Annotated in this window: 11 protein-coding genes and 2 tRNA genes; 3 read left to right on the top strand and 10 right to left on the bottom strand. The window is 60.0% G+C overall.

Annotated elements, in window-relative coordinates; genetic code table 11:
* Positions 1–263: 263 nt before the first annotated feature.
* The 6 genes from ACW4LP_RS11995 to ACW4LP_RS11970 form a co-directional block, all read right to left on the bottom strand.
* A tRNA-Ser gene (locus ACW4LP_RS11995) sits at positions 264–356 on the bottom strand.
* 69 nt (positions 357–425) lie between these two features.
* Positions 426–517, bottom strand: a tRNA-Ser gene (locus tag ACW4LP_RS11990).
* Positions 518–731: 214 nt separating this feature from the next.
* On the bottom strand, positions 732–2,087 hold the full coding sequence (locus tag ACW4LP_RS11985) for a peptidylprolyl isomerase (protein WP_114549721.1): 1,356 nt from the start codon (positions 2,085–2,087) through the stop codon (positions 732–734).
* Positions 2,088–2,540: 453 nt separating this feature from the next.
* A complete protein-coding gene (typA, locus tag ACW4LP_RS11980; RefSeq protein WP_114549720.1) occupies positions 2,541–4,355 on the bottom strand; it encodes a translational GTPase TypA in 1,815 nt (604 codons plus the stop codon).
* A 148-nt stretch (positions 4,356–4,503) separates the two neighbouring features.
* Entirely contained in the window at positions 4,504–5,127 is a 624-nt protein-coding gene (locus ACW4LP_RS11975) for a J domain-containing protein (RefSeq protein ID WP_114549719.1), read from the bottom strand.
* A gap of 9 nt (positions 5,128–5,136) precedes the next feature.
* Positions 5,137–5,817, bottom strand: a complete 681-nt coding sequence (locus tag ACW4LP_RS11970) for a CPBP family glutamic-type intramembrane protease (RefSeq protein WP_114549718.1) — start codon at positions 5,815–5,817, stop codon at positions 5,137–5,139.
* 73 nt (positions 5,818–5,890) lie between these two features.
* Between ACW4LP_RS11970 and ACW4LP_RS11965 the strand changes: the two genes are divergently transcribed.
* A complete protein-coding gene (locus ACW4LP_RS11965) occupies positions 5,891–6,598 on the top strand; it encodes a TraX family protein (RefSeq protein ID WP_241521421.1) in 708 nt (235 codons plus the stop codon).
* A 60-nt stretch (positions 6,599–6,658) separates the two neighbouring features.
* Here ACW4LP_RS11965 and ACW4LP_RS11960 read toward each other — a convergent pair whose 3' ends face one another.
* Both ACW4LP_RS11960 and ACW4LP_RS11955 read right to left on the bottom strand, forming a co-directional pair.
* Complete coding sequence (locus ACW4LP_RS11960; protein ID WP_114549717.1) at positions 6,659–8,116, bottom strand: hypothetical protein; 1,458 nt, start codon at positions 8,114–8,116, stop codon at positions 6,659–6,661.
* A gap of 86 nt (positions 8,117–8,202) precedes the next feature.
* The gene (locus ACW4LP_RS11955) at positions 8,203–9,195 is read right to left on the bottom strand and encodes an Rpn family recombination-promoting nuclease/putative transposase (RefSeq protein ID WP_181815619.1); all 993 of its coding nucleotides are present in this window, start codon (positions 9,193–9,195) and stop codon (positions 8,203–8,205) included.
* An 82-nt stretch (positions 9,196–9,277) separates the two neighbouring features.
* Between ACW4LP_RS11955 and ACW4LP_RS11950 the strand changes: the two genes are divergently transcribed.
* On the top strand, positions 9,278–9,667 hold the full coding sequence (locus ACW4LP_RS11950; RefSeq protein ID WP_181815620.1) for a PBECR3 domain-containing polyvalent protein: 390 nt from the start codon (positions 9,278–9,280) through the stop codon (positions 9,665–9,667).
* Here the strand turns inward: ACW4LP_RS11950 and ACW4LP_RS11945 are convergent.
* Positions 9,624–10,736 carry a PDDEXK nuclease domain-containing protein gene (locus ACW4LP_RS11945; protein WP_279056012.1) on the bottom strand — a complete coding sequence of 371 codons (1,113 nt, stop codon included), beginning with the start codon at positions 10,734–10,736 and terminating at the stop codon, positions 9,624–9,626. The two genes, ACW4LP_RS11950 and ACW4LP_RS11945, sit on opposite strands and share 44 nt — an antisense overlap.
* Positions 10,737–11,368: 632 nt before the next feature.
* Between ACW4LP_RS11945 and ACW4LP_RS11940 the strand changes: the two genes are divergently transcribed.
* Entirely contained in the window at positions 11,369–11,785 is a 417-nt protein-coding gene (locus ACW4LP_RS11940; RefSeq protein WP_114549760.1) for a CdiA C-terminal domain-containing protein, read from the top strand.
* 137 nt (positions 11,786–11,922) lie between these two features.
* Here the strand turns inward: ACW4LP_RS11940 and ACW4LP_RS11935 are convergent, their stop codons facing one another.
* The gene (locus tag ACW4LP_RS11935; RefSeq protein WP_147270695.1) at positions 11,923–12,435 is read right to left on the bottom strand and encodes a CdiA C-terminal domain-containing protein; all 513 of its coding nucleotides are present in this window, start codon (positions 12,433–12,435) and stop codon (positions 11,923–11,925) included.
* Between the last annotated feature and the right edge of the window lie 209 nt (positions 12,436–12,644).

Genomic DNA, 12,644 nt, shown 5'->3' with positions numbered 1-12,644 from the left:
CCGCCGCGACGGCCTCCACGGCGAGCTCCCTGGTCTCCAACGGGTACATGCGGACTCCAATCCGGACACCGGAGTGTCCAACTTTTTGTCCGCACCCCCAAAACCTTCTCTGTGCAGAAAAAAGTGCGATCGTGCGAGTTTTTCATCGTAGAAAACTCGCACGATCGCACTTTTCTTTACATCAACGCCAGAAAACTCGGTTCGAATCCCGCGTCGTTGCAATTTCTTGTCTTAATGCGAGTTCACTAATGTCGCAACTAAACTGGCGGAGGAGGAGGGATTCGAACCCTCGTCACCGGGAGCACCGGTGAAACGGTTTTCGAGACCGCCGCATTCAACCACTCTGCCACCCCTCCGCAGGGGCGATGCGCCCGCAAAGGGGCGCCATATCAAAGCGAGCCTGGAAGAGGCTCGCGGGATTAGTCTGGCGGAGAGATGGGGATTCGAACCCCAGATACCCTTTTGGGGCATACACGATTTCCAATCGTGCTCCTTCGGCCAGCTCGGACATCTCTCCGCATAGCGTCTGCCCCGCCCTAAGACGAAGCGTCTAAGAAGTATAGCGCAGCACCGCCGCTGTCTCAAGAAGTTTTTTTGCCCAACAGAGAAGAATCGGATTGATGATCGACAAGAGCAAATCCGGTTACATAGCGGAGCGCCCACGCATCGGCGCGGGCGCTCTCGTCTCTTCTCTCGCAAGGTATCCCTCGCGACGTTGTTTCTCGAGTGTGCTACTGGGCGGGAGTCTCCGCAGGCTGGATGCCCTCGGCCGCGCCTTCGGTAGGCTGCTCGGCGTCGTCGCCAGCAGGCGCTGCGCCCTCGGCGTCGGCAGCAGCCTCATCGGCAGCGACCGCGGCAGCATCTTCAGCACCTTCAGCGCCCTCATCGACGCCCTCAGCCACGGGCTCCTCGCCCTCGGCGCTTGCGTCGGCCTGCTCGCCGGCGCCCTCGCCTTCGACAGCGCCCTCGTCAAGAACGATGGGGTTGCCATCAGCGTCAACCGCCGTCACGCCCGTGCTGTCCTCGGAGCTTTCCTCCTTGGGATAGTTCGCCATATCGACCCAGTAGGGCAGCCCCTCGGGCATGTCGTTGATCTGAACGTCGGCGGCGTTGCGCTGCTCCTCCAGCCACGAGTAGTACGCGTTGGACTGGTTGGAAGACTGCAGCATGGCGCGGATGGAGTCCTGGAACTCGGTCGGCAGCTGATCGAGGCTCGTCAGCTCCTCGGGGGCCTCGAACACATCGGTGCACTGAATGATGTGAATGCCATAGGTGCTGGTCACCAGCCCGCTCACGTCGCCCTTGTTCAGGTCGGCGAGCGCCGTGGTGTACTCGGTCACCAGGTTCGAAAGACGATCCCAACCCACATTGCCGCCCTCGGCAGCGGAAGCGGTGTCCTTGGAATAGGACTCGGCCGCCGTCGCGAAATCAAGCTCGCCCGCATTAATCTTGTCGAGCACTTCCTGGGCCTGAGCCTCATCGGAGGCCTCGAACAAGATGTGGGAAGACTTCTTCGCGCCGTCGTAAGAGCTCACGTAAGTCTTGGCGCTCTCAAGCACTTCCTCGTCGGTCGGCTCAGCAGCGCCCTCGCCCACCTTCTGCTGCAGCTGCTGAGACACCAGCGACAGCGAGATATTGTCACGGTACTCGTCCTCGGTCATGCCCACGGCCTCCAGCGCCTCTGCCCAAGCGGTATCGGAGTCATAGTGGCCACGCATGGTTTCCACGTACTGATCGACCTGGGCGGAATCCGCCGTGATTCCCTCGGAATCGGCGCCCTGCTTCACGAGCTCCTGATCGACATAAGAGTTCACTATCTCCTCGCGCACCGACTCGGGCGTGTAGTCGTTCTCGGCAAGCCACTTGCCCCATGCGTCCTCATCGGTAAGGCTCATCTGGGCGCGAATGTCCTGGATAGCCTGGGTAACCTTGTCCTCGGGAATCTCCACCCCGTTGACCGTGGCTGCAACACCACCCGTATAAGTGGGCGTGTCGCTGGTCTGCTCGGAGCAACCGACGATACCCAGGGCGCACACGGCCGCAAGACTCACCGAGGCAAGCGATTTCGCGAAAGACAGCTTCTTCATTAAATACCTTCCTCATAGGCGACGGAAACTGCCAGGCTTCAATTCACGAGTGCGTCTTGAGACAGTTCCCGATGATCTCAAAGCGCATTTTCCCACGCATGACGGCACGGTAACAACCGTCGCACAATTTGCCCACTTTTGATTCACGGTACATCAATGAGCGCGAGGAAGAAATCCCACTTCAAAGCTTATGAATCGGGTCATGTTCAAGAATATGACCCACATAATTTCGCAACCTGTTTCCCGCAGGGGCGGCGCGCGGTCAACACCGAGAATTTCGTAGGACCTGACCTTGGTCAGCCCTCTCGGCCATGGCGGCCATAGGAAGTCGGGAGGGGCGACCAAGGTCGCCCCCTACGGAGAGATCCATCCATGGGAGCCCTCCGCTGCAGAAAGGGGCGACCGAAGTCGCCCCCTGCGGGTGGTTATGTGGCCCAGCTATTGAGCGCGGGACTAGTTCTTCTTCGCCTTCTTGCGGTCGGTGGCGGAAAGCAGGCGCTTGCGCAGGCGCACGGACTGCGGAGTGACCTCCACCAGCTCGTCGTCCTCGATGTATTCCAGAGCCTCTTCCAAGGTGAAGGTGATGGGCGGCGTCAGCTGGATGGCCTTGTCGGCCGAGCTGGAACGCTGGTTGCCCAGGTTCTTCGTCTTCTCGACGTTCACCACCATGTCGCCTTCCTTGGCGGACTCGCCCACGATCATGCCCTCGTAGCAGTCGTCGCCCGGCGCCACGAACAGGCGCCCGCGCTCCTGCAGCGTGTCCAGCGCGTAGGCCACGGCCTTGCCGGTGGACATAGCGATCATGCCGCCGTTCTTGCGCCCGGCCATCTCGCCAGTGTAGGGGCCGTACTCCTTGAAGTGGTGGAACAGCATGGCCTCGCCGTGGGTGGCGTTCAGGATGCGCGTCTTCAGGCCCATGGTGCCGCGCGAGGGAATGGAGAAGGAGAGGTGCGTCATGGTCTCGTCGGAGGCCATGTGCTCCATGATGCCGCCGGCGGTGCCCATGACCTCGATGGCCTTGCCCGCGTACTCGTTGGGCACGTCCACCGTGGCCTCCTCGATGGGCTCGAGCTTCGTGCCGTCCTCAGCGGTCTTGTACACCACGCGGGGGCGTCCCACCTGGAACTCGAAGCCCTCGCGGCGCATGGTCTCCATGAGCACGGACAGGTGCAGCACGCCGCGGCCGGCCACCTCGATGCCGGATTTGTCCTCCAGCTCGTTGATGCGCATGGAGATGTTGCTCTCTTTCTCGCGCATGAGGCGTTCCTTCAGCTGGCGGCCACCGACGATTTCGCCCTCGCGACCCACCAAGGGGCTCGTGGACGCCTCGAAGACGACGGCCATGGTGGGCTCCTCCACGGCGATGGGGGCCATCTCGGTGACGGGGCTTTCCGGGTCGGTGATGATGTCGCCGATGTCGGCATCCTCGATGCCGATGACGGCCACGATATCGCCGGCATCAGCCGCGGTGACCTCGGCCTTGCCCAGGTTCTCGAAGGTATACACCTTGCGAATCTGCGCGCGGCGCTCGGCCCCGTCGGGCTTCACGACGAGCACCTGCTCCTTCTCGTGCAACGTGCCGGAGGACAGACGGCCCACGCCGATACGGCCCTCGTAGCTGGAGTGGTCCACGGTGCAGATCTGCAGAGCAACCGGGCCGTCGATGTCCACGTCGGGGGCGGGAATCTCGTCCAGAATGGTGTCGAGCAGCGGCACCATGTCCATGTTGCCGTCGTCGGGATCGAGGCGCGCGTAGCCGTTCACAGCCGAGGCGTACACCACGGGGAAGTCGAGCTGCTCGTCGCTGGCGCCCAGTTCCACCATGAGGTCGAAGACCTTGTCCACGGCACCCTCCGGATCGGCGTTGGGGCGGTCGATCTTGTTCACGACCACTACAATGCGCAGGCCGCGCTCGAGCGCGTGGGACAGCACGAAGCGGGTCTGGGGCTTAGGGCCCTCGTAGGCGTCCACGATGAGCAGGGCGCCGTCGGCCATGTTGAGCACGCGCTCAACCTCGCCGCCGAAATCGGCATGGCCCGGCGTGTCGATGACGTTGATCTTCACGTCCTTGTAGGTGATGGAGATGTTCTTGGAAAGGATGGTGATGCCGCGCTCGCGCTCCTGATCGTTGGAGTCGAGGACGCGCTCTTCCACCTGCTGGTTCTCGCGGAAAACGTGGGAGGCCCACAGAAGACGGTCTACGAGGGTGGTCTTGCCGTGGTCGACGTGGGCGATGATAGCGACGTTGCGGATGTTCTCTTGCTTCATGAATCTTCTTTCGGTTCGTTTTTGGGCGCAGAAATTATAGCGCTTTGCGGGGATGATGGCGGCGTGCGGCCGCAGACGGCACCGGGACGACAAACGGACGCGGCAGAAGGGGTACGATGCGCACGGCCGGACGAGGCGGCGGGAGCAACTACTCCTCGAGGAGCGCCTCGTACTCCTTGCGTTCCTCGGTGAGCTTCGCCAAGTGCTCGTTCAACGTGTTGAGATTGCGCTGGGCACCGAGAAACTGGATGATGCCCCACACGGTGGCGGTGCCGGCGACGGCGGCGATCATGCCGAGGATGCCGAAAGGCCGCCGGATGGTGAGCAGCGTGGCCACCGCGCCAATGGCCGCCATGGCCAGGCCGTTGCGGCGCTCATCGGAGACGGTATCGCGCTGGGCCACCAGCTGGGCGCGGGCGGCGGCGATGCCAGCGAGGCGCGCCTTGATCTCGGCCTCGGTGAGGTATTCCACTTCCACGCCATCTTCGACCTCGGTCCAGGCACGCGCGGCGCCGGATGAGGAGGATGCGCCGGACGAGCTGCCGGAGCGCGCGCCGCGGCCGCCGCGGCCGCCGCTGGCGCCCGAAGACAGCAGGTCGTAAGCCTCCTGCAGGCGTTTGAACTGCTCCGTGGCGCGGCTTTGCAGCTTCTCGTTGCCCGCGAACTTGTCCGGGTGCAGAATCTGCACCGTTTCGCGGTAGGCAATTTTGATGTCATCGGCTGTGGCGTCGTCTTCCAGACCGAGTATATGCAGGGCTTCAGTTCTGTTCATGGGCAAAGCCTAACATGATTTTACGGCCCATGCCAGCAGAACCGTTGTGATCACCAAAGGTACGAGATCGGCCGCGTTGCCCGTGAGATAGGTAGAAGGCAGCACGCCGCCTGTCAGCAGAAGAGGGCCCCAGAACAACAGATCGAAAAGGCCGTGAGCGATTACGGGTGCCACCAGGGAAAGCGCCCGCTGCGGGAGAGGACGCGAGCCGTAGGGGCTACGAACGACGAGCAGCGCCATGACAGCCCCGAACAACGTCGACTGCGTCACCTTGAAAACGCCCTGGATCGCAGCAACACCAATGTCGGCTCCTGGCGCCATCAGCGATCCTTCAGGGAACAGGTGGGCCAATCCGAATATGAGGGAACTCGTCATTACCGCGAAACCGACGGGATCAACGACAGCGCGTAAGCCGGCGAACCGATGGGCGCGCAATGCTCTTCTTGGGTATGCTTCATTCCGGCGACGCGCCCAAGACAGGCATGCCCACAACAACACGCCGCGGAAAAGCACCTCTTCCACCGCCGCCGCCTCCCAAGCCTCGGCAAGCAACGCACCACAGCGCGCCAGCTGCACTGCTTGCGAACCTCCGTCGGCCCACCACTGACCAAGGCCGCCCACGACGCCGGCGAGCAGCACCAAGACGAGCGCAGGCCCAAAGCCACGCGGTATGATTTTGGTATTTCCCATGGCGCATCATTATAATAGGTGCGCCTCTTTGACTGCGCCGGCACCTTTCAGCCGGCCTCGCGAAAGGATCCCCATGAAGCCTATGCCCTCCGTTACCGCCTTTGCGTTGAAGGTGGCAGCTATCGTGGGCATGACGTGCAACCATATTGCCAACGTGTTCGGCAGCGAGCTGCCAGAGGGCGCCATGGTCGCTTTGTATTCTTTGGGCGGCCTCACCTTCCCCATTATGGCGTATCTGCTGTGCGAAGGGTATCGACACACCTCCAGCGTGCGACGTTATGCAGAGCGACTCGCCGTGTTCGCAGTTGTCTCGCAAATTCCCTATTCGCTGCTGTTCGGAGCGACGGGCAACGTGCTTATTACGCTGCTTATCGGGCTCGGGATGCTGTGGCTTGTCGACCACCAGCGGCAGAATCTCGCCCTGTGCGCGCTGGGCCTCCTTGGAGGGCTGGCCGTCAGTTCCTTTTGCGACTGGGGCATTATCGGGCCGCTTATGATTCTGCTTTTCTGGCATTTTCACGATCGGCCACGCGGGGTAGCGCTCGCGATGCTCGTACCTTTTTTGGGCCTAGGACTGCCGGCTCTTTCATGGGCGATCAGCGATCCTGTACCGCTGAGCCTGGGCGTGCTCGGCTATTACACCGTTGGGTTCGGGTTGGCAACAGCGCTCATGCTGAACTACAACGGCCAGCGAGGCCGACCGTTGAAATGGTTCTTCTATGGGTACTACCCTGGGCATCTTCTAGCACTGTGGGCGCTGGCGCAAGCGCTTGCCCTCTAGCTGAAACGCCAAACCCTGGGGGCGCGGCCGCCCTTCAGAAGCTTTCCCTTTAAAGCAAGGCTAAAGCGCTTGATGCCCGGCATTTGGAACGGCGACGGCATCAGCCTCGACAGCACTATTGCCCAGCACCTGGCTTTCGAATGTGGCCAGCTGCTGCGCCATCACGAGGCGCCGGCGCACGGCGACAACGCCCCACAGTGCCGTTCCAATAGCCCCCAGACCCGCGACCCAAGGAGCCGGATCAACCGGAGCATCGAAAGCCCCCATGGGAACGTCCTCTTCGGCGATAGCTTCGGCGCCGCCGACCCGAGCAACCATCGGTGTTGCGTCATCGTCGATGGAAACCGTCTCGGCTGCAGGCTGCTCGGCGGGAGCCGTTTCAGCAAGCACGACCTTCGCAGTGCCGGCCTGGGGCGCGGGCTCGGACACGGTCGTGCGCTCGCCCGCGTTGAACCCGCCGCCGTTGGCACCAGCAGCGTTATCGTTGTTCTGGGCATTGCTCTGCGACTGCTGAGGTGTGGACGGCGCGGGAACCTTGATGCTTGGTACCTTCGGGGTTTCGTTATCGGAAGGTGCCTGCGGCTTCACGCCACCGTTGTTGTCGACCGACCCGTTACCATCATCATCGGGAACGACGGGCTTGTCGGTAGGATCGTTATCTCCAGGGTTTTCGGGCCTGACCGGCTCTTCGGCTTTCTTTTCGTAGACCAAGGTCATGCCGGAAACGGAGGATCGCGCGAGAGGTTCAGCCGCTACCGTAACGGACTCGCCGCCGTTCTTCTCTGTAGTTAGATCTTTCGAATATTCGTAGCCTTCGATGTCGATGATTTGGTCGTCCGCAGCTATCTCCGACCCAACGGCAGCCAAAATGGTGCGCGTGTCGGTCTTGTTGCCCTGATCATCTACATCGCCCACAGCAAGTGCATTGCCCTCGGCGTCAATGTAGCGGACATCGAAATTCACCAGCTGATCGCACAGTTCTCCGTCGAGGTGCCACGTATGCCCTGCCGCTGCATAATCAGTCGCTCCGGAGCACACCTTAAGGGAAGTCCACTTCGCAGCACTCAGGCTCAGTGCTTGGGCACCAGGGTAATAGTTGATCGACCGCAAAGCCGTGTCTATCTGACTTTGCATAGCTTCAAGCTCAGGTTGGTCAACCTCGTAATTCAAGGGCTTTTCACTCGGTTTCGCAATGCCTTCCAATGCAATGACGCCTACCGTGAACCAGCCCTCCCGGTTAACCTCCAACCCGGCCGCCTTCGCCGTATCCAGAGCCGGCCCACTTAAATGCAGGTACACGAAGACGTTCGATCCCGCCTCGGGCTCCTCGGGTGCAGGCAGAACAAGGTGCTCAGTAGCCGCATCGACGCCGTCGGCCTCTTCTGCCAGGGCAGTGCCGGGAAGCACCGTCAGATTCAAAAATGTCAGAGCGAGCAATGCGGCCAAGCCGTCAGCCAAAACCCGCATCGCCAAACCCATTCCTTTATTGGTAAACCGCGTGATGTCTCCCACGATCATCACCCGCTTCCTTCCCATTTCAACATCTCGCTAAAGATGATCCAAGTTTACCAAATATTGACAGAATTATCAGCTCGTCAACCGCATTATTCGGCCTGGGAGACGCCAAACTCACGCATCAGCTCATCCCGGTAGCTCTCATCCACAGCTGCACGTCGAGCGTCGTCGAGCCGTTCGGCGCCCAAAAGCAACGCCATCAGCGAAGCAACCTCGCTAGCCGCTTCCGCGCGGCCCTCTGCCAGGCCCTGCTCTCGGCCCTCGGCCAGGCCCTGCTCCCGGCCCTCGGCCAGGCCCTGCTCCCGGCCCTCGGCCAGGCCTTGCTCTCGGCCCTCCGCCAGGCCCTGCTCAAGTCCCTCGGCCAGGCCCTGTTCAAGCCCCATCTGGAGGCCGATTATCTGACCGCGCTCTTGTCCCTTTTTCTCAGCAATGCGCCTTTGAATTTCCATGTCTTCCTCAAACGTCAGCAACGCCATCTTCTCCTTCCGCCAATTCTCGTTTTTGTTGGCCTTTTTCACCGCAACGGCAAGCTGGCCCATAAGCGGATCTTCCCCGGCTTCCCCCGTCCAAACATAGTGTAGCAGGTTCCGCAAGCGCCCCTCGGGGAGCTTGCCCCAAGCAGGGGCGGATAGGGCTTTCCAAAGAAAGCCATGACCGATGCGCGCACTGGGTTTCTCCAAGCAGTTCACATCGAGCGTATACACAGGAAGTCCTTCATCGAACGGATCGTGCATGCAGATGAAAATAATGATACAAGGAGGTAGCTCTTCGTAACCTTCTCCCTTCCGCAGAGTCAGCGTATCCAACGCTCCCTTGTAGTACCGCATTCTCCGTCCGAGGTCTTCTCGCTTGGTTGTCTGCATCTCAATATCGTAGATCTCGTTTTTCGTCTTCACGAAGGCATCGAGACGCACGCCGTGATTGGTGAGTGTTGGGCGAACGTCGTCTTCGGTGACGATATACTCGATATCTGCTATTGACTCGTCTAGGATAATTTCAATCACTTCGCGGCACAGCTCTTTATCCGTCATCAAAAGATCGAACATAGGCCAGTCGCTAAACTCGAGCATGCCGTCTTTCATAGGGCTCTCCTTTTTGCAATCCATTGTTAGAAGAACCCACCCTACTCGATCACGACCGCAGAAATGACGCGGGAATGTCCCGATCCGTTCCCCGCGCCGACCCCGACGGAGTCGCAAAACGCCCGGAAGACGCCCCAGAACCGCACGTAAGCCGCAGTCATACGAGAGAGGGGGCCGGCTGCCTGGGCATCGGCTGCCTCGGATCGTTGGCTATGTCCTGGGTCTAGCGCCCCCACGCCGCCAGCATGGCGGCCAGCAGTCCATCGCCCCGAGCGACTTCGCGCTCATCCCGAAAGTTCTCAATGAGTTCGACGCATGCGAGCACGCGAACAAGGACAAGCTGGGCAACAAAAAACCCCTCTTTGGAAAGGAAATCGAAAACACCGTCTACCTGGTGACGGCCCAGAGGGGGAAGGGGAAGCTGGAAGTTAAGACGATGTGGGAGGCGCAGCGGTCGGGTGCCTCGTGCTAGCCGCGAGCGACTCCCTTGGGCCTACGTCCGAAACGACCCCGACGATATCCTCAAGGCCTCGACGTTTCTCCATGATACAACTTTCCAACTCCTCCACGCTGGGAAGCTCAAACTGGTAACGAGATGCAAACATCTGCCGACCATCGGCGAGAGTCGAGTACTTCGCGATGGCTTCGTTTTTCTCCGAACACAGAATAAGGCCAATCGTGGGATTGTCGTCTGGGCGCCGCATAAGATCATCGAACATGCGAATATAGCTGTCCATTTGACCAACATCCCCATGGGTGAGCTTTCCCACCTTCAGGTCGATGAGCACGTAGCACTTTAAGACGCTGTGATAAAATACCAGGTCGACATAGAAGTCCTCGTCATCGTAGCGCATCAGCTTCTGTCGGGCAACAAAACAAAAGCCCCGGCCCAATTCGAGAAGAAACTGCTGAAGGTGGTCGATGAGCGCCTGTTCCAGCCCTGACTCATGAAGGGCCGGATAGTCCTTGAGATCAATGAACTCGAGGACATAGGGGTCTTTGATGAACTGCTCGGGTTTCATTGCCGCAAGCCTGTTGGCCGCCTCGGCAACGACCGATTCCTTTTCTGAGCTCGCCAAAAGCCGCTCGTAGTACAAAGTTGAGATTTGACGCTCGAGCTGACGGCTTGACCAATGGTTCCTCAGAGCTTCCTCGATGTACCATTCACGAGCCTCGGAATTTTCAACGCGAAGGAGGGCTCGGTAATGCGTCCACGTCAAATGCGAACGCAATGCGTTCGCATTTGGAAACAGGTCGTAGAACCTCTTCATTTGCTGAAGGTTGCGCACGCTATAGCCCTTTCCAAACTCAGCGGTAAGCCGTTCCGACACGCCCTTCAGCACTCCCTTCCCGTAAGCGCCGCGCTTCTGCCCCTCTTGCTCATCCTCGACAATCGCACGCCCGATCTGCCAGTAGGCAAGCACCATGGCGGAGTTGACGGCCGCATGGGCACGGGCGCGCGAATCCAGGAGAATCGACCGAATAGAGTCGTAGAGATCGCGGCCCGCAGCAAGCGCGCTCAACTTTTCTTCTTTGCCCATAGAATCCTCCCTCGCCGCTATAAGTAAGCGGGATCCGTCATCCCCTCCGGAATTGCAGGCCGCCCTTCTTCCGGCTACCCTAGCAGAGCACGACCGCGGAAATGACGCGGGAATGCCCCGATCCGTTCCCCGCGCCGACCGCGACGGAGTCGCAAAACGTCTGGAAAGCGCCCCAAAACCGCACTTGGGCCGCAGCCTCACGAGAGACAAGATCCTAGTCCGTCGAAGCACCGACCCCCTCAGGTCGTTAGCTATGTCTTGCCGGCGGGTCGCCCCTACGCCACCAGCAGGGCGACCAGGTCCTCGCGGGACGCGAACGGGCGCGGCTCGGCCCCGGATCGTGGGCGGGGACGACCTCGCCCTCCCAGTCGTCGCCGTTGCGGTCGAACTTGCGGGATCGCATCACCCAGCGGAACGCGGAGCGCGCCCGCTCGTCCAGGGCGGCCACCTCGTCGGGGAACGCCATGTCGGCATGGCATTTGAGGAACCTACAAGACGAAGCCTTTTTGCATTAATGAAGACGGATCATTTCACAGCTACGTATTTCTATCTTGCTGCTACAATCTTAACGTATGAAACGTTGCACAGGGAACATAACATTCGGAGCTGAATCCAACATATGGCCGCACGAGATGGAAACGGCCAAGGCCCTAGCCCTCGCTGGCTACGACATAGTGTTCGTGGATCGGCCGGGCAAGCAGGGCGAGCGAGTAGCCGACATCCTCATGGACGGCGACACCTGGGAGATGAAGTCGCCGAGGTCGGATTCGCTCAAGGCCATCGAGGGGAACGTGAAGCGCGCCCGCAACCAATCGCCCTGCGTCGTCCTCGACTCTAGGCGCATGAGAAAAGTCCCGGGCGCCGCAATCGAGAGGGAGCTGAGAAGGTGCGCGAAGACCATCAAGGGGATAAGGCGCCTCCTGTTCGTCGGCCGACACGGAGGCATCACAACCATTCTTCGAATCTGTGGTATGATTGCGCCAGCAAACGCCCGAACGGTACGCAGTTTACCTTCCTCGGGCGTTTTTTTGCTGCTTCCCTTGGTTTAGTAAAACGACCTTGCACTACACAAGCTTCCGGTGTACTTGTTTGAGCGGCTCGGATCTCCTTTGGGCGTAAGGAAAGCGCCGGATATATGTGAAATACTCACCAATCGGGCGCTTTGCTGCAAGTTATTTTAACACGGCTATTTAATCCTGAGAACCCCTCCGGAGCGGTCCACAAACAACAGCCTTCTTACAGAGGCCAAGGATCCGGCCCACTTCCTCACCTCCTTGAGCACCGCCTCCTCGCGAGCGCCTTTCATGCGCCGACAATCGAAGATGACGTCCCGAGACTGGTGCAGTGCGGCGCGCAGGTGCTTCTGGACAACGCGAAGGTTTGCCGAGGTAGGCGACTTCACCTCCCAGAGAACACCGTCGGCGATAAAATCCGCCGACTTTGCCCTGTTCCCCTGCGTGCGTGACACGAACTCCACATCCATCCCGACATCGGCCAGAGCACGCGCGGTCGCCATCTCATGGGGAAGAATATTCAAATTCGAGGGAGCAACTATTGTGCCTTGTTTATTTTTCATGCAAACAGTATAGTCGTTTTCTCTTCCTGACAAGCTCACGCCAACATCAATAGGTAAGGGTTGTTGGAAGGTCTCCAAAAAAGACGATCCTCCTAGGTCAGCGCTTATCTTCCTCTTAGCCAATCATCATCCTGCCGCACCTTGCTCTTGAAAACGACCGACGCGCTGCCTCTGCCGAATAGCGCCCGCGCGACGGCAGCTAAAGGAGAAAAGGCGTCTCCAATAAGATCGTGCCCAATCATGAACCACCCCTCAAAGGGGTGGTTTGCTCTGGGCCTATAAGGCCGAGGGGGGCCGGCAGCGTCTAAAGGCGCTGCCTCTCACTTCGTTCA

This window comes from Adlercreutzia sp. CNCM I-6215 (assembly GCF_977072315.1).
The sequence above is the reverse complement of the archived record's forward strand: the minus strand, read 5'-3'. Positions and strand labels throughout refer to the sequence as shown.

Excerpts from the sequence above, each read along its gene's own strand:
- ACW4LP_RS11985 (WP_114549721.1), bottom strand. The coding sequence starts at position 2,087 with ATGAAGAAGCTGTCTTTCGCGAAATCGCTTGCCTCGGTGAGTCTTGCG.
- typA (WP_114549720.1), bottom strand. The coding sequence starts at position 4,355 with ATGAAGCAAGAGAACATCCGCAACGTCGCTATCATCGCCCACGTCGAC.
- ACW4LP_RS11975 (WP_114549719.1), bottom strand. The coding sequence starts at position 5,127 with ATGAACAGAACTGAAGCCCTGCATATACTCGGTCTGGAAGACGACGCC.
- ACW4LP_RS11970 (WP_114549718.1), bottom strand. The coding sequence starts at position 5,817 with ATGGGAAATACCAAAATCATACCGCGTGGCTTTGGGCCTGCGCTCGTC.
- ACW4LP_RS11965 (WP_241521421.1), top strand. The coding sequence starts at position 5,891 with ATGAAGCCTATGCCCTCCGTTACCGCCTTTGCGTTGAAGGTGGCAGCT.
- ACW4LP_RS11960 (WP_114549717.1), bottom strand. The coding sequence starts at position 8,116 with ATGATCGTGGGAGACATCACGCGGTTTACCAATAAAGGAATGGGTTTG.
- ACW4LP_RS11955 (WP_181815619.1), bottom strand. The coding sequence starts at position 9,195 with ATGAAAGACGGCATGCTCGAGTTTAGCGACTGGCCTATGTTCGATCTT.
- ACW4LP_RS11945 (WP_279056012.1), bottom strand. The coding sequence starts at position 10,736 with ATGGGCAAAGAAGAAAAGTTGAGCGCGCTTGCTGCGGGCCGCGATCTC.
- ACW4LP_RS11940 (WP_114549760.1), top strand. The coding sequence starts at position 11,369 with ATGGAAACGGCCAAGGCCCTAGCCCTCGCTGGCTACGACATAGTGTTC.